Annotated in this window: 13 protein-coding genes; all 13 read left to right on the top strand. The window is 50.8% G+C overall.

The window, feature by feature from the left end; genetic code table 11:
- Positions 1–110 precede the first annotated feature (110 nt).
- The 13 genes from DFP95_RS12220 (at position 111) to DFP95_RS12160 (ending at position 21,182) form a co-directional block, all read left to right on the top strand.
- On the top strand, positions 111–1,919 hold the full coding sequence (locus DFP95_RS12220) for a cache domain-containing sensor histidine kinase (RefSeq protein WP_115992888.1): 1,809 nt from the start codon (positions 111–113) through the stop codon (positions 1,917–1,919).
- 1 nt (position 1,920) lies between these two features.
- Positions 1,921–3,528 (top strand): response regulator, encoded by a 1,608-nt coding sequence (locus DFP95_RS12215; protein WP_115992887.1) that lies wholly within the window; start codon positions 1,921–1,923, stop codon positions 3,526–3,528.
- Positions 3,529–3,697: 169 nt separating this feature from the next.
- Entirely contained in the window at positions 3,698–5,068 is a 1,371-nt protein-coding gene (locus DFP95_RS12210; RefSeq protein ID WP_115992886.1) for an ABC transporter substrate-binding protein, read from the top strand.
- Positions 5,069–5,152: 84 nt separating this feature from the next.
- Positions 5,153–6,037, top strand: a complete 885-nt coding sequence (locus DFP95_RS12205; RefSeq protein ID WP_115992885.1) for a carbohydrate ABC transporter permease — start codon at positions 5,153–5,155, stop codon at positions 6,035–6,037.
- Positions 6,038–6,051: 14 nt separating this feature from the next.
- Positions 6,052–6,864: a carbohydrate ABC transporter permease gene (locus DFP95_RS12200; protein ID WP_115992884.1), complete on the top strand. Its 813-nt coding sequence runs from the start codon at positions 6,052–6,054 to the stop codon at positions 6,862–6,864.
- A 370-nt stretch (positions 6,865–7,234) separates the two neighbouring features.
- Positions 7,235–9,931, top strand: coding sequence for an RICIN domain-containing protein (locus DFP95_RS12195; RefSeq protein WP_115992883.1), 2,697 nt, complete (start codon positions 7,235–7,237; stop codon positions 9,929–9,931).
- 197 nt (positions 9,932–10,128) lie between these two features.
- Positions 10,129–11,649: a glycoside hydrolase family 43 protein gene (locus DFP95_RS12190; RefSeq protein WP_115992882.1), complete on the top strand. Its 1,521-nt coding sequence runs from the start codon at positions 10,129–10,131 to the stop codon at positions 11,647–11,649.
- Between the two features lie 153 nt (positions 11,650–11,802).
- Positions 11,803–13,557 carry an extracellular solute-binding protein gene (locus DFP95_RS12185; RefSeq protein WP_115992938.1) on the top strand — a complete coding sequence of 585 codons (1,755 nt, stop codon included), beginning with the start codon at positions 11,803–11,805 and terminating at the stop codon, positions 13,555–13,557.
- Positions 13,558–13,629: 72 nt separating this feature from the next.
- Positions 13,630–14,532: an ABC transporter permease gene (locus DFP95_RS12180; protein ID WP_115992881.1), complete on the top strand. Its 903-nt coding sequence runs from the start codon at positions 13,630–13,632 to the stop codon at positions 14,530–14,532.
- A gap of 63 nt (positions 14,533–14,595) precedes the next feature.
- Positions 14,596–15,474 (top strand): carbohydrate ABC transporter permease, encoded by an 879-nt coding sequence (locus DFP95_RS12175; RefSeq protein ID WP_115992937.1) that lies wholly within the window; start codon positions 14,596–14,598, stop codon positions 15,472–15,474.
- A 71-nt stretch (positions 15,475–15,545) separates the two neighbouring features.
- Positions 15,546–17,309 carry a sensor histidine kinase gene (locus tag DFP95_RS12170; protein WP_245987588.1) on the top strand — a complete coding sequence of 588 codons (1,764 nt, stop codon included), beginning with the start codon at positions 15,546–15,548 and terminating at the stop codon, positions 17,307–17,309.
- Positions 17,287–18,963 (top strand): response regulator transcription factor, encoded by a 1,677-nt coding sequence (locus DFP95_RS12165; RefSeq protein WP_115992880.1) that lies wholly within the window; start codon positions 17,287–17,289, stop codon positions 18,961–18,963. Before DFP95_RS12170 ends, DFP95_RS12165 begins: the two co-directional genes overlap by 23 nt.
- Entirely contained in the window at positions 18,918–21,182 is a 2,265-nt protein-coding gene (locus DFP95_RS12160) for a glycoside hydrolase family protein (RefSeq protein WP_245987586.1), read from the top strand. The genes DFP95_RS12165 and DFP95_RS12160 overlap by 46 nt, the downstream gene beginning before the upstream one ends.
- Positions 21,183–21,238 lie beyond the last annotated feature (56 nt).

The raw sequence follows: 21,238 nt of genomic DNA, 5'->3' as shown, positions 1-21,238 counted from the left end.
TATAGAAAATAATGTATGATACAAGGATGTCCCCTGTGAGCCTGCTCAGGCAGATTCACATGGTAGGGGACATCCTTTTGACATATTGAAATAGGGCAGAAAGGAAATGAATGAGAGTGATATCAAGATATTTAAGCGGCATCTCCATTAAAAACAAAATATTCATATCCAATATCTTAATTATCGTTATTTCCATTTCTATTCTGGCTATCTTCGCCAATATCGTCTCGCAAAAGGCGATTATCGAGAAAGCGGTTAACAATTCATCGCGGGAACTCGTCCTCATCGACAATAATTTACAAACCTTGTTGTTTTCCGTAGAAGACTATTCGAAGATATTGGCAAGCGACTTCAGATTGCAAAGCGTTCTGTACAACGACTTTTTATCGAAAAAAATGGTTGATTATAAGCCGGTCGAAGGTTTAAATAATCTTTCGATGAACAAAACGCTGTCGGAGACGATTAGCAATATCGTAGAACCGAACACGAAAATCAAAGCGGCAAGCATTCTCACCGCCAGCGATCAATGGGTCGACGTCGGTTTTGCCGATAATCGGTTCGCGGCCCGCGTATTCGGCTCCTTTAACGAAACCTCCGACCGTACCCTTTTACCGGCCTGGACAGGGTTAATTAAATTCAGATTCCTATACGAAGGGGAAGATAACGTATTTGCGGTATCTAAGACGGTCATTCACAAGGATACCGGAAAAACGATCGGAAGAGTTTTCCTATACATTAAAGAAACGGTTATCGCGTCGATTTATGAAAGCGAAATCAATTACAAGGGAGGAGAGTTTTACATTCTCGATCGCAACGGGAAAATTATTTCTTCCCGGAATAAATCCAACCTGTATCAGGACTTTAAAGAAGTAACATCCGTTTCGAATCCCGAATCTTTTCAAGAGAATAACAACTTTATTCAGGGGAGCGGAGCACGGAAGGTTCTTGTTTCCTCCCACCTTTTCGAACCTTTGCATTGGTCGATCGTAAGCGTAGTACCCGTTGATGAAATAACGGTAGAACGTAAGGAAATTAACCAACTCATCATTCGTATCGGCATTGTATGCCTGTTAGTCGCGTTGGCCGTTTCTTTTCGATTGTCCCGTTCTATTACCAGGCCTATATTCCAGCTTTCCAAGACGATCAGAAAAATCCGGACGGGGGAGCTCGACATCAGAAGCTCTTATCAATCCACGGACGAAATCGGATATTTAAGCGAAGGCTTCAATAACTTAATGGACAGAATAGAAGTTCTTATGGCGGAGAACGTGGAGAAACAGAGGACGAAAGCCGAAATCGAGTTTAAACTCTTGCAATCCCAAGTGAAACCTCATTTTTTATATAATACGGTTGAAACAATCGTATCTCTTATTAAGCTAGATATGAAAACGGAAGCGATATCCGCGGCGAAATACATGGCCAATTTCTATAAGATTTCGCTAAGTAAAGGACACGACATGATTTCGATCAGGGAAGAGATGCTCTTAACGGAAAGCTATCTGGAAATCCAGCAATTGCGGTACGTGGAGTATATGGAGTATGCCATGGATATCGACGAGGAAATCATGCCGTACTCCATCCCGAAGCTAACGCTGCAGCCCATCGTTGAAAATGCTATCTATCATGGTCTGAAGATGAATAAGGAAAAAGGTTTATTGCGGATTACCGGGAGGCGTTGCGGCGAGGACGTGCGAATCGAAATTTACGATAATGGCGCGGGAATGGACGAGATTCAAACAAAGGCTATTCTAAAGGAGGTTGCCGGCGACGGAGTCGGCAGCGGGTTTGGGGCAAGAAGCGTTCATAATCGAATCGTCATGCTGTACGGATATAAGTACGGCTTAGAAATAGAAAGCGTATTAGGCGTTTATACCAAGGTTATCATTCGACTGCCATTGCTAGTTCCACAGGAGGGATGACATGTTCAAGGTCTTGATAGTCGATGACGAATATTATTTTCGACAGGCATTGAAAGTTACATTGCCTTGGGAGGAATCCGGCTTTCAAATCGCGGGAGAAGCAAAGAACGGAGAAGAAGCGTTGGCGTTATTGCCCGAAGTTGAACCGGATGTCGTCCTGGTCGATATTAATATGCCCATCATGGATGGAATAGAGTTCATTCAGAACGCCAAACGGCGGGAGAAGGAAACGAAATTCATCATATTAACCGGTCATAGCGAATTCGTGTACGCCAAGCAAGCCATGCAATTAGGCGTAAATCATTATGTGCTCAAGCCGATCAACGAGGAGGACCTTCAAAGCGCCTTACATGACATCAAAGAGCTGATCCTGAAGGAGCGGTCCGAACGTCTGCAGCTGGAAAATTTGAAAAAGCAGGTTAAAGAGAATTTGCCCGTATTAAAGGATCGACTGTTAAACGAATGGCTTCAGGGCAACGGAACCCTAGGCGCGACATCCGCCAAGGAGAGGTTGGAGGTTTTGGGTATCGACTTGAATTCTCCGTACTTTGCGGTAGTCGTTATCGACATTGATTCGATAGAAGGCGTTAGTTCAGGAGAGGGCAAGTCAAACCTCGCTCTTTCCATTCAAGATATCGCGCAAGAGATTATTCAAAATACTTTTCCTTATGCTTATTATTATGATCACAACGATAGGTTGGTCATGATTGTCGGCTCTCCTGACGGTTCGTATGATCGTATAAAGGCCCTTTGCGAAGAGATTCGCCTATCGGTCCATCAAAACATGGCGTGTACGATAACGGTCGGAATCGGTAGCGGTTACCCGGGCGTCGATTCGATTTCGCTTTCCCATAAAGAAGCTTTATTCGCTTTGAAACACCGGTTCGTTTCGGGAGGAAATCAGGTCATCGTTCATTCGATGATCACCGAATCGAGAATGAACGTTAGTTTGTTCTCCGTGGAAAAGAGAAGCAGCCTGCTGATGTGCATGCGTATTGGGAACCTTTCCGAGACGGAGGAGTGGCTGGCCTCTTTTTTTCAAGATGTTCGCACCAAGAATGCAACCATGGAGATGCTGCTCGTGGCCGGACTCGAAATCCTATCGACCTGCATCGAGTTTTTGGCCGAGGCGTCGCTGACCCTTGAAGATGTTTTTCAGAATGAGGAACAGCCGGATATGTTGCAGTACATACAACGAATGAACACATTGAGCCAACTTGAGAGCGGAGTCAGTGCCTTGATTCTGAAAGTTATGACTCATACGCATGGCAGAAAACAAAATAGAGCGGTGAAGATCATAGATGAGGTGAAGTCGTATATTCGAAGGCATTACATCGATGAAGAGTTGGGGATCGAAGATATCGCGAAGAGCGTGCACATGAATTACAACCATCTTTGCTATGTGTTCAAGAAGGAAACCTCTCTTACGATCAATGACTATCTGACTGAATTTCGAATCGCTAAGGCGAAGGAGCTATTCGATCAAGGAGAGAAGATCATCCAAGTTGTCGCCATTCAAGTGGGGTACGCGGATGCTAATTATTTCAGTAAATGCTTCAAAAAGGTTATAGGAATCACCCCTAGCAAGTACGTGAACAATTCCAGATAGGTAAAACGAGCCGCTTTATTTTTGTTGCATAATCTCCGTTAATTTTCCTTCTCGTCCGAGAATACTCTCTGTACTTAAATAGCGGGAATTCGTACAATTTACCCAGGGTTGACACCGCTTTCAACAAATTGAAGTCGGCCTGGTATTTATAATAATAGGGGGTATAAGAATGGTAAAGGCATCAAAGGTAATGGGTACGGTTCTCTTGACCGGAACTCTCTTAGTTTCGGCGGCATGCGGCAACGGGAATGAATCCGCGTCGAATCAACCGTCCGATTCGACAACCCCTGCCGCGAGCATGGAGAGCTCGGCAGGGAACGTTGAAAGCGCTTCGAACGAAGAAAAGATCAAAATGAGAGTCATTACGATCACGACCGACGAGAATCGCAACAACATTATGGAGAAGTTCATTAAACCGAACATCGCTAGCGCGTTTCCTAACCTTGAAGTCGAATTCGAGCCGGGCGGCGGCGGCGAAGATATGGCGAACAAATTGAAAACGCTAAACTCTTCCGGCGATATGCCGGACGTATTCTGGAACGACGCAGGCTACTTTACGCCATTGAAAAGCACGGGCAGCATCTTGGATTTAACTTCGCACATTACGACTGACGGTTTCTTGGGCAAGTATTCGGTTCCCGACGCATTAAAGCATGTCGATGGGAAGATTTACAGTTTATCATCCGGCGCTGACACGTATTTCACCCCGGTCATTTTCTATCACAAAGACATGTTCGAGCAAGCAGGCGTGAAAGTGCCGACAACGTTCGACGAACTGATCCAAATTTCGAAAACGCTTAAAAGCAAAGATATGGTCCCTGCAGTTACTCCGGGCAAAGACGGTTGGGGACCGAAGCTCTTCATGCTGCAGCAGATGATTCAAATCGGAGACCCGCAGGCGATGTCCGACCTCGTCAGCAACAAGACCGATTTCAACAATCCATCGGTCAAAGCAGGGGTTGCGCGTATCGAGCAACTAGCCAAGGAAGGCGTATTCCCCGATGGAATTGCCAATCTGGATTATGGTCCGGCCATGGAGATGTTTACTTCCAAAAGAGCGGCTATGCTCTGGATGTTCACTTGGGAGCTGCCGAATCTGGCGAAAGACGAATCGGTCGATTTCTTCCCGTTCCCGAGCGCAAGCGATAAATACGACCCTACTCAAAATGTACAGTTCTGGGGCTCTCCGCTGAACGGATATGCGGTTAGCGCAAAAACCAAACATCCCGAAGAGGCGGTTAAGTTAGCCGAGTACCTAGCCATGGCGGATGCGCTGTACTTCGAATCCACCGGAGCGCCGATTTCTTTGAACACGGGTAACGAAGCATCGGAAAGAAGTCCTCTTATGCAGAAGTTCGTCGACTGGTATAATCCTATTCCTAACAAAATAGCTTCATTGGCTCTTAACTCATTAGACGCGCGGACTTCGGCAGAGATGTCGAGCCAAGGAGCGAATTTGTTGACGGGCGAATATTCAACCGATAAATTCATCGCGGCTATGGGCAAGATCTGGAGCGAGAATACTTGGTTCGATAATTAGTCATTCGATTAAACGACGGTCGGTATCCCCTCGGAGCTTCAACCCGGGGGGATTCGATAATAAAAACAGACGGTGGAGAGCGCCATGAACAAGTATTTCAGCACGAAGACGTCCATATTTGTGTTTGCTTCGCCTGCATTGCTATTGTTTACCGTATTTTGCGTTTACCCGCTATTACCGGAAATTTGGATGAGTTTGCAGAAGCATGACGGTTTCAGGAGTATGGGTTTCGTCGGTTTGGATAATTACAGGGATGTCATCGCTTCTCCTTCTTTCTGGACGGCACATAAGAATACTTACCTAATTGTAGGTATTTCCTTGTTGCTAGGGATTCCCCTTTCCATGATGCTCGCGCTTTTTATGGAAGTTCAAACTCCGAAGCTTCGTCGGTTTTTTAAGTCGGCAGCCATGTTTCCCGCTATTTTGTCGGTTACGGTCGTTTCGCAAATATGGTTGGCGTTCTACGAGCCGAATTGGGGTTTGTTTAACTCCATATTGAAATCGATCGGTTTAGAGTCGTGGACCCACTCCTGGTTAACGGAGAAGAAAACCGTAATGCCCAGCATCGGGCTTGTTTTTTTATGGCAATATATCGGACTAAACGCCATGTTATTTTATACGGGAATCAAAACGATCCCTAAAAGCTACTATGAAGCAGCACTGATCGACGGAGCCAATTTCGTTCAGGTCTGCCTGAGAATAACGATACCCTTGCTCCAAAACGTAATCAAATACGTATTAATCTTGTCCACCTTGGGCTCGATGGCATTCTATTCGCATGTACGCGTCATGACGGCGGGCGGACCCGGCGATACGTCCAGGACGGTCGTCTATCAGATGTACTATACAGCATTCGATACATCGGAATTCGGTAAAGGAACGGCCATTGCCGTTATCTTTATCGTGGAATGTCTCTTAATCTCCTTTCTCATTCAACGTTTCATTGCAAGGGACAAACTGGAATTCTAAGCGAGGAATTATTCATGAAATATTTGAGCCGCATATTTTGGGTAGCCGTGGGCTGCACGTTTCTCTTCCCTCTCTACTGGATGATTACGATGTCGCTAAAGTCTAAAAGCGAGGCCTACAGTAATCCGTTCGGCATCCCTCAATCCTGGAGATGGGATAGCTTTGGCGAAGCGTTATCCAAGTATCATTATTTTACCTATTTAGAGAATAGCTTGATCTATACTGTAGGCACGATCGTCATTACGTTGACGACGGGCAGCATGCTCGCTTACTGCTTAAGCCGAATGCAATGGAAATTTAATACTTCGATGTTGTTTTATGTATCTATGGGATTAATCGTTCCCATCGAAGTTGTCGTCATTCCTTTATTTCAGCTAATCAAGTTTTTGCATCTGAAAAATAGTTATTTAGGTCTCATATTGCCCTACTCCGGGTTCGCAATTGCTTCCTGCGTGCTCATGTTGTACGCGTTTCTCCGTTCTCTGCCCAAGGAATTGGAAGAAGCGGCATGCATAGACGGAACGAACGTCTATCAGGCATTCTTTAAGATCATATTTCCGATTATCATGCCTGCGCTCGTGACGCAATGCGTCCTCATATTCATTCGAATATGGAACGAATTTCCCCTTGCCTTTATCGTTGCATCCAGAGACCAATTCAGGCCGTTGACCGTCGGATTGCTTAGCTTCTTCGTCAACGTCGGCGTTTCCGATTGGGGACTGATCGGGGCTACGATGTTTCTATCGAGTTTACCGATGATCATCGTTTACATGGTCGGCAACGAGAAGATCGAGAATGCTTTAACGGCGGGAGCTATCTTAAAATAATAAGAAGAAGAAGAGAATTCTCCAAAGAGACACCGAAGCAGGTGTCTCTTTCTATTTTAAATAGAATGTTCTCTTTGATGAAGAATCTATTATGAGGTTCGAGGCTCCTATTTGTAATCTTCCTATAAAATTCCTTCCCGCCGGAGAATAGTCTCTGTATTAAATCGTAGCAAACTCCTACAATGGCTATGATATCGCTTACATAAATCTGACAAAGTCGATATTGAACGAGGGAGGCGGCGCGTAAGAGATAGGGAGGAACAAATTGAAAGCGCTTAATCCGCGACGTGAAAGGGGGGATTAGAGCAAGCTTGAGCGGCTTGTTGAATGCGGTCCTTTTCAAATTTCATTAGCCAATGGAGGTAATTGTATGTTGTCGAGTATTGTTCGAGAAAGATGGCTTTCCTTTCCGGTATGGCTCTTAATCACGGCATTATTGTTTGCAAGCGTCGCGGTACCTGCTCCGGCATCGGCCGCAACTCAAGCCGAGTATTACGTGTCGCCCAACGGCAATGACTCCAACCCGGGAACGATCGGAGCGCCTTTCAAAACCGTGCAAAGGGCGAGGGACGTTGTACGAACGGTCAACGGCAGCATGACGGGCGATATCCTGGTGTACCTTCGCGGAGGCAACTATCCGGTGACGGGTTCAATCGATTTCGCGTCTAACGACTCCGGTACGAACGGGTATCGTATCCTCTATCAAGCTTATCCGAACGAGACGCCTATCTTGAACGGGGGTGTCCAAGTTACCGGCTGGACATTGCACAGCGGAAATATTTGGAAAGCGCCGCTAACCCGCGGCAACAAATTGCGAGCGCTGTACGTGAATGACAAAAGAGCGGTAATGGCCGCTAAATCCGTCAGCTCTTCGGGATGTTACGGGACCTACAGCGTGACGGCCGGTCAAGCGCCTTGGGCTTGGGAATCGGGTTCCCAGTGCGATGGAGCCCAATATAGTCAGAGCGATTTCCCGGCGATCGCCGCTAATCAAAGCGATATCGAGATCGAAACGCGGACGACTTGGACGACCTCCATCGTCGGAGTTCGCCAAGTGACCGTCAACGGCTCCAATCGCGTGGCTTTGTTCCAGCAACCTGGCGCCGCCATTGCGCAGGGAGCGTTCAACGGCAACTTCCAGATCAACGGAACCCACAAGCTCATGAACGCCTACGAATTCCTGGATACGCCGGGAGAGTTCTTCTTCGACCGCGCCAACCAAACGGTCTATTACTATAAAAGCTCTTCCGAGAACATGACGACGGCCACGGTATTCGCGCCTAACAACGTCGATACGATCCTTAACGTTAAAGGCAGTTCCACGAGCAGCTGCGTTCGCAATCTGACGTTCTCGGGCATCACGTTGCTGCATTCCGATTGGAACCTGACCAACGTCGACGGCTCCGTCTACAAACAGGCGCAGCAAGGCAATCTCTCGAACGTCGCCTACGCCAAACAAAATTTCCATGCGTATTCCTACCGGAATTTGGCCCTTATGCCCGGCATCGTGCAAGTCGCGAACGCGGACGGCATTCTGATGCAGAAAAATACGGTCAAGCATACCGGAGCAGACGGCATCTCCTTGATCAACGACGTCAAAAATTCACAGTTGATCGGCAATCAGATAAGCGATAGCGGAGGATCCGCGGTCAACGTGGGACATCCTCAGCACGTCTATATCGGAGATTACACCTCTTCGAACCGCGAGAAATATTCGGTTGGAGAAGAAGGCATTAGCCAGAATATCGATATTAAAAACAACTATATTTACGACTCCGCGGTATTGTTCAACGGCAGCGCGGCGGTCTCGGGCTATTTCGTGAATACATTGAATTTCCAGCGGAACGTCATCGAAAAAGCGCCGTGGGCGGGCATTTCCCTCGGCTGGGGCTGGTGGAATTTCAACGGCGCATCCGGTTCGGTTCGTCCCGGCAGCCCGACCTCGACGGCGCAAAACAACAACATTAGCTATAATCAATTTATCGATACGGTACAGGTATTAGACGATACCGCTCCGATCTACACGCTCGGCAGCCAGCCGAACACCGTCATTTCCAATAACTATATCCGGGGCGTTCCGGCCGGTCACAAATACGGAATGCATCCGGACGAGGGTTCAGCGTACATCGCCATACAGAATAACGTCTTGAATATTAATCCGGGCGTTACCTGGACGCTGAATTCCGACGATTGGGGCAGCAAGCACGACTTGAACTTCACGCAAAATTACGCAACGGTCAACAAGATTTCCAATTTCACTCTTCCGGGCAGCGTCATTAACGCCGTCGGCGCGTATTCCGATAACGTATGGCCTATCCAAGCCTATAACATCGCGCTTAGCGCCGGCGTGGAAGACGCTTACCGGGATGTTGCGACGCCGTCCCGCGTGGCTTTGCAGGATTACGTTCTTCCCGCCAGCGTGTTCGTCGGCGCTTCGGTTACGATCGGCATCCGGTCCGCGGGAGACGCGGGTAAATCCGTCTGGCTTGCGCCTTCGGGAACAACGAGCTTCGCGGAGGGCGCCTCCATGACGAGAGCGAACGGGAACGCAACCTCGATCGCCGCTCCTCAGACGGCGGGCAATTACAAATTATACATCGTGGACGCACAGGGGAACCGTTCCTCGGAATCCGCTTCGCTTGTAAGGGTGAGCGGCGGCGGGTCTTCCGCTTACGTCAAGCTTCGCAACGTAGCTACCGGTCTTTATATCGACGGTGCGGGATCTACCAATAATGGCGCTGATACGACCCAATGGGCCTCCAGCAGCTCCAATAATCAACAATGGACGATCGAAACGGCGGGAAGCTACGTGTTGATCAAAAACCGGCAAACCGGTTTGTACCTAGACGGCATGGCGCGTACCGGCAACGGAGACAATGTCGGGCAATGGGCCTACAGCGGCAGCAACAACCAGCAGTGGACCATGGAAACAAGCGGCGGGAACGTTCGGTTCAAAAACCGGCAAACCAATTTGTATCTGGACGGCATTGGCCGTACCGGCAACAACTCGCTATTGGGACAGTGGGCGGACAGCAACAGCAGTAATCAACAGTGGCAGATTCAATAGTTTCAAGCGTTTCTAAATAAGGCGTAAAGCAGAGGCTGCCGAGCAAGATCGGCAGCCTTTGCTTTACGCTTAGACTTCGAATAGTAAAAATTAGAACGCGAAATCAAAAGATGCATATTGCAAAAGCTCTTTATCAATGAGGATAATGGAATACGAAAACGCCTATGTGCGAAAATCGAGAATAAGGCGGGACCAAGATGAATAGAACGACAATTGCGAACCCGGTCATCTGGGCGGACGTGCCCGACGTTAGCGTCATTCGGGTAGGAACCGTCTACTATATGGTAAGTACTAGCATGCATTCGATGCCGGGCTGTCCGATCATGAAATCGGAAAATCTGATGCAGTGGGAACTCGTCAACTATGTCTTTCATACCTTCGAGGACAATGACGCTCATAACCTGCTGGACGGCAGGGGCATTTACGGCAAAGGCTCTTGGGCCGCAAACCTACGGTTCGACAAAGGTGTATTCTACGTTTGCTTCTCTAGCAATGACATGAACCGATTTTACGTGTACAAGACGAGGGATATCGAGAGTGGACCTTGGGAGCGCTCCCTCATTCCCGGCCTTCGCCATGACCCGGCGCTGCTGTTCGATAACGGCCGAGTATTCGTCTTTCATGGCAACGGCGATATCCGGATTACGGAGCTGGAGGAAGACGCCGCGAGGGTGAAGCCGGGTGGCATCGACCAATCGGTGTTCGAGACGGATCGGGAAGGAATCATGCTCCGATGCGAAGGTTGCCATGCGTACAAGCTGAACGGATATTATTATTTGTTTTTTATCGATTGGCCGAGCACCGGTAATAAGCGCCGCCGACAGCTGGTCTATCGTTCGCGGGAGCTGCTGGGTCCCTACGAGTACCGGGTACTGCTTGACGACGACATGGGCTATCGCAACAATGGCGTCGCGCAGGGCGGTATCGTGGATACGCCGACCGGACAATGGTTCGCCGTCTTGTTCCAGGACCGCGACGCCGTCGGTCGGGTTCCTTGCGTACTTCCAATGGCGTGGGAGGATGGTTGGCCGGTAATCGGCGCGGTTGGGAAGGCGTCCCAATCTTTCGAGGTTCCCTTACCGCATACCGAGCATAAACCGCTCGTGATCAGCGACGAGTTCGATTATGAGGATAACCGATTGGCGCTGAATTGGCAGTGGAATCACAATCCCGACAACCGGTTATGGTCGGTGACGGCGAGGCCGGGATGGCTGCGTCTTGGGACGGGCTATCTCGCAGACAGCGTGGAATATGCGCGGAATACGCTGACGCAGCGGACGGAAGGTCCGGCCTGCAGCGCATCGGCGCTGCTTGATAGCGCCGCAATGAAGCCTGGCGACCGCGCCGGCATAGTAGCGCTCTCCTCGCATTTCGGAGCAATAGGCATCCAGATTGACGAGAAGGGTAAACGCCAGATTTACGTAAGCAGGAAAGGAAGCGGGGACGAAGAAATAACGATTGCGGAGATGTCTTTCCAGGAAAATCGAATTTCTTTAAAGATCGATTTCATCTTCGAAGACGGCGTGGATTTGGCTTTTTTCTATTATTCGGAAGACGGCGAATTATGGCAGGCTATCGGTCAACCGCTCCAGATGAAATATACGTTGCATCATTTCATGGGCTACCGAATCGGCCTTTTCGCGTATGCGGCGAAAGAAGCCGGCGGACATGCCGATTTCGATTATTTCCGCTATTCAAGGAAAGTGGATAACAAATAAAAATCCCGCCAGTTTTTTAAGCGCTTACAAATAGTAAATTCCAGGTAACGAAGTAAAAACATGCACATTGTTGCTAGCGGGAAAGGATTACATAATGAAAGCGTAGACATCGCATGCGGCATCGTCTCGAATAAACAAATTGGGGGAATGGCAATGAGAGGCAGGATCGGAAAGCGGCAGTATTCCAAGGCCATAATGCTGCTCTTGGCGGCAATCATGGTGCTCTCGGCTTGCAGCGGCAATAACGGAGGCAACGAGGAGAACGCGCCTGCGAGCCAGAGCGCTACCGCAACGAGCGAAGGATCGACCGAGGGAAGCGGCGAATCCGCCGGAAGCGAACCATCGGCGGAGCCGATGGGCAAGTACGATCCCCCGATTGAAGTGACGACCGTCCGGAATTTGAGCGATGTCGTCGAGAATAACGTGCTTGGCGTGCTTCAAGGCGAAACGCTGGAAGACAATAGATGGTCGCGACTGTACGAGGAGCAGCTCGGTATCAAGATAAAGTACGATTGGGTCGTCAAGGGCAACCCCACCTCGGACCAATACCTGCAGAAGCTGAACGTAACGCTGGCGTCCGGAGAACTGCCGGACTTCCTTCCGGTAAGTCCGATTCAGTTAAAGCAATTGGCGGAATCCGATCAGCTCGAGGATATGACGGAACTTTACGAGAAGTATGCGACTCCGCTCACGAAGGATATTTTGTCTCAGGAGGGCAGCGGCCCGTTCGACGCGGCGACGCTCGACGGCAGGCTGATGGCGATTCCGCAGGTCGAACCTTCGATCGAGCGATCCATGTTTATCTGGATTCGTACCGATTGGCTGGAGAAGCTCGGCCTTCAGCCGCCGAAGACCATGGCGGACGTGCTCGCGATTTCGAAGGCGTTTGCCGAGAACGACCCGGACGGCAACAGCAAGAAGGATACGTTCGGCCTCGGCATGACGAAAGACGTCTGGGGCGGGGCTAACGGGCTAGAAGGTTTTATGGCCGGTTTCAAGGCGTATCCGAATATCTGGGTGGAGGACGCGGAAGGCAAACTCGTGTACGGCAGCATCCAGCCTGAAGTGAAGAAAGCTCTTCAAGCGCTTCAAGATATGATGAAGGGCGGCCAACTCGATAAGGAATTCGGCATCAAAGAAGGCGGCAAAGTAGCGGAGGACATTACGGCCGGTAAAATCGGCATGGAGTACGGCGAACAATGGAATTCCATCTGGCCTTTGCAGCTCAATAAGAACAACGATCCGAATGCGCAATGGCGAGCTTTCCCGCTAGTGTCTGAGAACGGCGATCTGACGAAAGTACCTCAGAAGTTCAGCACGACGAAATTCTTTGCCGTCCGGAAAGGCGCGAAACATCCGGAAGCGGTCATCAAGCTCTTCAATATGCATCTGGAGAAGAACTGGGGCGAAACAGCGGAGTTCGACACGTATTACGCACCTAAGGAAGCGGAAAGCGTGTGGCAGTTGTCTCCGATACAGCCGGCTCCGCCGAAGAAAAACGTGACGGCGTTCCGCGAGATCGACGCTGCGCGCAAAGCGGGCGACATGTCGGTGCTGAAGGGCGAAGCCAAGACGATTCAGGAGAAAATCGAATTGTACAATTCCGGCTCTGAGGAAGGGTTCGCCGTATGGGGCTGGGAACGCATTTACGGTCCGGAGGGCTCGATGGGCATTACCGACCAGTATGACAAGAATAATCAATTCCTGATCGACAAATTCGTAGGCGCTCCTACGCCGACTATGGTCGAGCGGAAATCCACCCTCGAGAAGATGCAGAACGAAGTCTTCATCAAGATCATTCTCGGGGAGCCGATCGAAGCGTTCGATAAATTCGCCGACGATTGGAAGAAGCTCGGCGGGGAACAGATGACGCAAGAAGTCAACGAATGGTACGCGACGACGAAATAACGATTCAGAAGGGGCAGGCGCCTACGGCACCTGCCTCCTCGCTTCTTTGCACATGAGACGGAGGGGAAACGCATGCGAATAAAAAAGGCGTGGAGGGAGCTTCCCCTGCACTTGATGATCATACCCGGCTTGCTGTTCGTCGGAATCTTCTCCTATGTCCCCATGGCCGGCATCTCTATCGCGTTTCAGCGATTCATACCCGCCAGAGGGCTGTTCGGCGACCAGAAATGGGTAGGCTGGGACAATTTCGATTACGTTATGGAGCTTCCCAGCTTTATGCAGGTACTGTGGAATACGTTGTACATCTCCAGCTTCAAGCTGGTGCTCGGACTTCTCGTGCCGATCGTATTCGCGATCCTGTTGAACGAGTTGAAGAGAGAATGGATCAAGCGCTCCGTCCAGACGACGGTTTACCTTCCCTTTTTTTTATCCTGGGTCGTCTTGGGCGGCATCATGATCGACCTTCTTTCCCCGTCCAGCGGAATCGTGAACGGATTGCTGAAATCCTTCGGGCTGGAACCGATTTTTTTCCTGGGCGACAACAAGTGGTTCCCGGTCACCTTGATCGGTTCCGACGTTTGGAAAAATTTCGGATATGGCACCATCGTCTTTATGGCCGCGGTTACGGGGATCGATCCGGGATTGTACGAAGCGGCGACGATCGACGGCGCGAACAGATGGAAAAAGGCGTGGCATATTACTCTTCCCGGCATGCGGATGGTGATCGTGCTCCTGTCGGTGCTCAGTCTGGGTCAACTTCTGAACGCAGGGTTCGATCAGGTGTTCAACTTATATAGCCCGCAGGTGTACGAGAGCGGCGACATTCTGGATACCTTCGTATACCGGATCGGATTGCTGGATGCCCAATACGGCGTAGCGACGGCGGTCGGTCTCTTCAAATCGATTGTATCGTTCGTGCTGATCGCGGGTTCTTACTTCTTCGCGTACCGGTTCGCCAAATACAGAATCTTCTAGAAGGAGGAATTCCGAATGTCCGGCAAAGCATCGTTGTCTTCGTCTCCCGAGCTATCCCAGACCATGAAAGCCGGCAAGCGGTTCGACTGGTTCTCGGTCGTCAATACGACTTTTCTGATTCTCATAGCGGTCATTTGCGTGCTTCCGCTTATCCATATCATCGCGGTGTCGTTCAGCTCCAGCACCGCGGCCGCCGCGGGTTACGTAAAGCTGTGGCCGGTCGATTTCACTTTCGCTTCCTATGAATTCACGGGCGGCCGCGAAGGCTTCTGGCGCTCAATGGTCGTCTCCTTGGAACGGATCGCGATCGGGACGCCGCTCAACCTGCTGCTGACGATCATGATCGCCTATCCGCTCTCTAAAGAATCGAAGAACTTCCAGTTTCGTCTCGTCTATGCGTGGATTTTTTTCATGACGATGCTATTTAACGGTGGGCTGATTCCGTGGTACATCACCATTAAAGAGCTCGGGCTTCTCGATTCCATCTGGGCGCTCGTTCTTCCCGGCGCGGTTCCGGTATTCAGCATCGTTCTGCTGTTGAATTTTTTCCGCGAAGTGCCCAAAGAGCTGGAGGAGTCGGCGGTAATCGACGGCGCGAACCAGTGGACGACGCTATGGCGAATTTATGTGCCGATATCCAAGCCCGCTATCGCAACGTTGGCCCTGTTCTCGATGGTGGAACACTGGAACAGTTGGTTCGACGGCCTGATCCTGATGGGAAACCCCTTCAATTATCCGTTGCAAAGCTATATTCAAACCATCGTGATTCAGCAAAACTTCTCATCGATGTCGCGTGAAGATATTCTGAATATGGCGATGATTTCGGACAGGACGCTAAGGGCGTCGCAGATTTTCCTCGGCTCCCTGCCTATCATCGCGGCCTATCCGTTTCTGCAAAAATATTTCGTCAAGGGCATTGTACTGGGCAGCGTGAAGGGTTAAACGATAGGGGAAGCGACGGCGGAGCAACGTTTATTATATACTGAAGGAAAAAAAGACCGGGGGAGACCGCTTTGCTCAAGCGACCCGAATTTTCGTTTCGCAACACGATTTTTATCCGATTGGTGACGACGTTCATGCTGATCATGCTGCCGATCATCCTGCTCGGCGTCTATATCTATCAATGGAGCATTCGCACCGCAAGCGACGATATTTCGAAGACGGCCGTTTCCCAAATCTCCTTCTATCTCGGAGACTTGGAGAACGAAATCGAACGGATGAAGCTGCTTCAGTACGGGCTGATAGAAGACACCGATCTGAATATGCTCGCCATCACATGGGAAACGATGGGGGACATCGAGCGAATGGAGAAAATCACTTCGGTACTGAATCGGATTTTTTCCCTGCAGAACAGCAGCAATTATATTCATAACGTCAGCGTTCATATCCGGCCGATTTCGAAAACGCTCTCATCGATCAACGGCGCGGGCGAGTTCGACGGCGACCGGTATCGGGCGATTCGCGCCGATATCGAGGGACAGGGGGCGAAGTTCATTCAATGGGAGGGAAACCTTCTTCTGAGCGCCGCCAAACCGAGCGGCATGAAGGGTAGAGAACCGCTGTTTACCATCGACATCGAGCTGGACAGCCGGAAGCTGAGGCAGGCGCTGCAGCAATTCAATACGTACGCGGGCAGCAGTGCTCTCCTCCTCTCGGGCCGGCAGGGATTCGTGCTCGGAAGCGGCTCCGTCAACGCGCTGGACGGCGAAGCGCGCCGGCTGATTTCCGGAATCGACGACGGCGGATCCGGAACGGTTACGCTCCAAGACGAACGGTATTTCGTGTCCCACGCCTATTCCGACCGGCTGGATATGTCCATCTACCGGTTTATTCCGGAGCAAATCGTACGCAAGCCGCTGGACAAATTTTATACGTTGGCGTGGTTTTTCGCCGCAGGCGCTTTCGTTATCATCGCCGTATACGCCTTATCCACTTATAAGTTCATTCATAAGCCGATGCTAAGATTGGTCAAAGGGTTTCGCCGCCTGGAAAGCGGAGATCTTAAGCAAGCCATCGACCACAAGGCGAACGACGAATTTCGTTATATTTATTCACGCTTTAATAAGATGGTAGTCAATTTGCGCACGCTGATCGATCAAGCGTACAAGCAGAAAATCATGGCGCAGCGGGCGGAATTGAAGCAGCTTCAGTCCCAAATCAATCCGCACTTTTTGTATAACAGCTTCTTTATTCTGAATACGATGGCCAAGGTCGGAGACACGGACAGAATCGAGCAATTCACGACGCAGCTCGGCGAGTATTTCCAATTCGTAACCCGTAATGCGTCGGACGAGGTAACGCTGGGTCAGGAAGTCCATCACGCCAGAATGTATACCGAGATACAGGAGCTACGTTTCTCCAGAAGAATCAAGGTCCGGTTCGACGAGTTGCCGGCGGAGCTGGTTCGGGTCGTGGTGCCGCGTCTGATCGTGCAGCCGATCATCGAGAATGCCTTCGAGCATAGCCTGGAGAAAATGACCCGGGATGGCATCGTTGAGATCCGCTTCGAGCGTTCGAAAGAGTGGGCCTGCATTGTGATCGAGGATAATGGCGATCGGCTGACCGACGAGAAATTGATGCGGATTTCCTCAGCCATCGCCTACGAAAACGAGAAATCGGAAACGACGGGCATCGTAAATATTCACCGTCGGATCGTTATTACATACGGCGAAGGCAGCGGATTGCGGGTCGCGCGCGGACAACTGGGCGGCCTCAAGGTGACGATCCGCGTACCGTTGAAGGGGGTTGGCGCGATTGTACAGATTGCTGATCGTTGACGACGAAGCCGTCATTACGGACGGTATGGCCGAGATTATGGCGAGACAGGACATTCCCGGATTGGATATTTGCAAAGCATACTCGGGCGGAGAAGCGCTGGATTGGCTGAACAGTACGCGAATAGACGTCGTTCTGTCGGACGTTCGCATGCCTGGCATCGACGGACTTGAGCTGATGGAGATTATCCGCAACAATTGGCCGCGATGCCGGATTATTTTTCTTACCGGTTATAACGATTTTGATGCCGTCTATCAGGCTATTCAAAATTGGGGCGTTCGCTATCTCCTGAAAACCGAAGGCTACGACAAGGTGATCGCAGCGGTGCGTGGCGCGATCCGCGAGCTGGACGATGGACTCCGGACAGACCGTCTCTTGGCGCAAGCCAAGGAGCAGCGCATCGATATGGAAACGCTTGCGCATTTCGAATATTTCCGCCATCTGCTTTCCGGCGCGGGGACGCTCCATTCGCCGATGCTTGAGGAGGACTTCCGCAAGCTGAATATTCCGCTCCGTCCGGCAGTTCCCGTCCTTCCCGTATTCGGCAGCTTGATTCGATCGGCGGAGAACCCGTCGTATGCAGACCGGCATGAAGCGACAATGACCGTCAAGCTGATCGGAGACTCCTTTCTGCGCGATAAGACCCGTTGCGTCGGCATGATCGACCGCTTCGGCGACCTGCTATGGTTAATCCAGCCTACAACGGAAGGTAAAGATGGGCCAGACGCGGACTACGCAGGTACCGTACGTTTCCTGGAGGGGACACTGGAACTGATCCAAGCGTCATGCTGCGAAACGCTATCTACCGACGTCTCGTTTACGATAGGCAGCGTTCCGCTGTCTTGGGAATCGCTTCCTTGGGTGTACGATCGTTTGCGGCAACAGCAGCATGTCCGGGTAGGCGACGGCGCGAGTATGGTAATGACTGTAAGCTTCGGGCAGCACGATTCGGCGGAACCGATCCGGGAGCGAGTGCGGTCCGATAAAATCGAGCTTCTCTCCGGTCATTTGGAAGGCGGACGAAGGGACGCCTTTATGCAGACTTTAAAGGAAATATCCGAACCTATCAGCGGCGGACGGATGGTCCATTTCGCTCAAGTGATGGAGATGTATGATTCCGTGGCGCTCGTGATTCTCTCTTATCTCAATCAGAGTCCGACCGACGACCCGCTTACGTCGGCCGCCTTGCTGCGGCTGGATAAGCATGCTACGTGGCTTGAAGCGTTCGAATATCTGGCCCGTACCGCGGAAGCGCTGTTCGCGCTCCGGCGTCAAAGGGAGAAGAGCAGAGCCGCAGGCGCGATGGAAGGCATTTGCTCCTATATCGAACAGCACTTGGCCGAGGATCTTTCCCTTGTCCGGTTGGCCAAACACTCGCATTTCAATCCTTCATACTTATCGCGTCTGTTCAAGCAGGAGACGGGTCAGAATCTATCCGAATACATCGATAAAGCCAGAACTAAGAAAGCGAAGGAATTGCTAGCTGAAGCGGAATGGAAGATTCATGAAGTCGGTTCTCGCGTCGGATACGAATCGGCGCATTCGTTTACCCGGTTTTTCAAAAAAGTGACGGGCATTACCCCGCAGGAGTTTAGGGACGCCGCGAAAACGTGGCCTTCGGATTCGTCGAAATCGTTAAAACCTTACCCATTGTAAAAGAAAGAATGGTGATCTCGGTGAAAATGATGAATGGCGACTATACCCTCGTCTTTCGGAATGGAGGGTTAGAGGTTCGCAAGAACGGCAAGCCGCTTTATTTCAACGAACGTCCCCTATACGCTACCGTAAAGACTTCGTGCGCGATCAGCGAATTTTATGATGCCGCTTACAACGAAATCATCGAGTCCGGCGACGGAATCACGGCTACGGGCATTCTGACCGTCCCTTCCGGGTCTGAATTTTCCTTCTCGGACGCATACGAAAAGACCGATGCCGGGTTCAAGGCGAGCCGTAAAGTCAAAGTGCTTAAGGCCGGGGACGACCTTGGTTTCTCTACCAAGTTTTCTTTGGTCATGACGGAATCGGACGATCCTCGCGACTATAACTGCTTTGCGCCGGGCGTCTGGTATAAACAAAACGAATTCGCTCCGGAGCAATCCTTCGGAAACGATCTGGATTGCGAGTATTTCTGGCAGATGGAAACCCGTTACGCCTTGCCTGTATTCGCCATGCATAACATCGCGTCCGGAGAGATGGCGGCTTTGTCTCGCTGGACATCCGACGTGACCATGAGATCCACCGACATCGTCCTGTCCGAGAACAGCGTGGACCCTCGATTTACGGTCGGGGCCATCGGGATGAGCAAACCTGAAAGCAAGACCTTGAATTATTTGTATTACGGCTTTGCGGTGCGCATGGAGTTCGAGGCGAAGATCGACGGTCTGTCCATGGATTACGTATATCCGGGAGGCGAAGGGCAACTGCCCGGCAGAAACCGGTTCGCGGGTCTTGACTACAAGGAGAAATCCAAGACGTTCAAGCGAGTGAATCATCCCGTGGAGGCCGGGTTCGAGCAAACCTACGCCGTTGCTCTGAATTTCGGGCATTACGGGGGCTTCCAGCCCATGATGAGAGACATCTGGCGGACAACCTACGGCCGGATGCGCGACAAGCTGTTCGATGTGGACAATGAGCGTCATTTCCACAACGGCATGAAGATCCTTCAAGCCTATACGCGGCAATACGGCGATTCGTACGGTTTGCCCTTTGCTTGCCAACTGCCCGATATGGATGTATCCACCGTATCCTTCCAGTTCGGATTCGTGGGACAGCAACCGGGGATCGGCTACCAGTTGTTGCGGTACGGCGATAAGGAAAACGTTCCCGACGCTTACGACAAAGGAGTCCATATCATTGACTTCTGGACGAGGACCGCGATGACCGACTCCGGACTGCCTCGCATGTGCTACCACCCCGGCATCGAGGCGTTCGAACCGTACCCGCATTATATCCGGATGCTTGCGGACGGCATCGAGGCGATACTGGATGCTTATCTGTATCAGCGTAATAGGGGAGATAAGCGACCGGCCTGGCTGGCGTTCTGCAGGAAGACCGCCGAATGGCTCGTGAACATCCAGAATGATGACGGCAGTTTTTACCGTGCTTACAACTCTGACGATTCCATTCGTATGGATTCGAAGGCCAACACACCTAGCGTCATCCGTTTCTTGGTGCAGTTCTATCTGGTAACGGGCGACGATAGATATAAGACCGCTGCCGCCAAAGCAGGCGATTGGTCGTTCGTCCATGCTTATCGGAACATGGAATACAGGGGCGGAACTTGCGATAACACGGATATCATGGATAAAGAGGCCGGTATCTATGCCCTGTTCGGTTTCCTTGCGCTCTACGACCTGACCGGCGAGGACAAATGGCTGGAAGGTTCGATCGGAGCCGCGGACTATACCGAGACCTGGACCTATGCATGGACGTTTCCGGTACGTTCGCTTATGCCGAAGCATCCGTTCAATCGATATTCGATCAGCGGGCAGAGCATCATCACCATCGGAGGAGGCGCCGATGTATACATGGCCGCGTGCGCTTACGCCTATTACAGGCTGTACGTGATTACCGGCGATGAGCATTATCTCGATTTTGCGGAGTTCATCCATAAGAATACCCGACAGTCCTGCGACGTGGATGGAAGTATCGGTTATCTCATGCCGGGCCTCGGGCACGAAAGCGGAAATTTTACGAGCCAAACCTTGGATAGCCATTACCATTGGTTGCCTTGGTGCACCTTCGTGGAAGTAGACCCCTCGTCAAGGCTGTACGATACCTTCGGCGTCTATGAGATAGCGGACGCGCAAAAACTCGGGCCGGAGGAACGAGCGAAGAGAAATCGGATCTATGATTCCTTCGCTACATCTAAATAGACTGGGATAAGCGTTCGAATGGACTGTAAATTTGAATGCGATTAAACGGCTGTAAA

The sequence above is a fragment of the Cohnella lupini genome, from assembly GCF_003386205.1.
Taxonomy (GTDB): domain Bacteria; phylum Bacillota; class Bacilli; order Paenibacillales; family Paenibacillaceae; genus Cohnella; species Cohnella lupini.
Note: the sequence above shows the minus strand (reverse complement) of the source record. Positions and strands in the feature narration are given on the sequence as shown.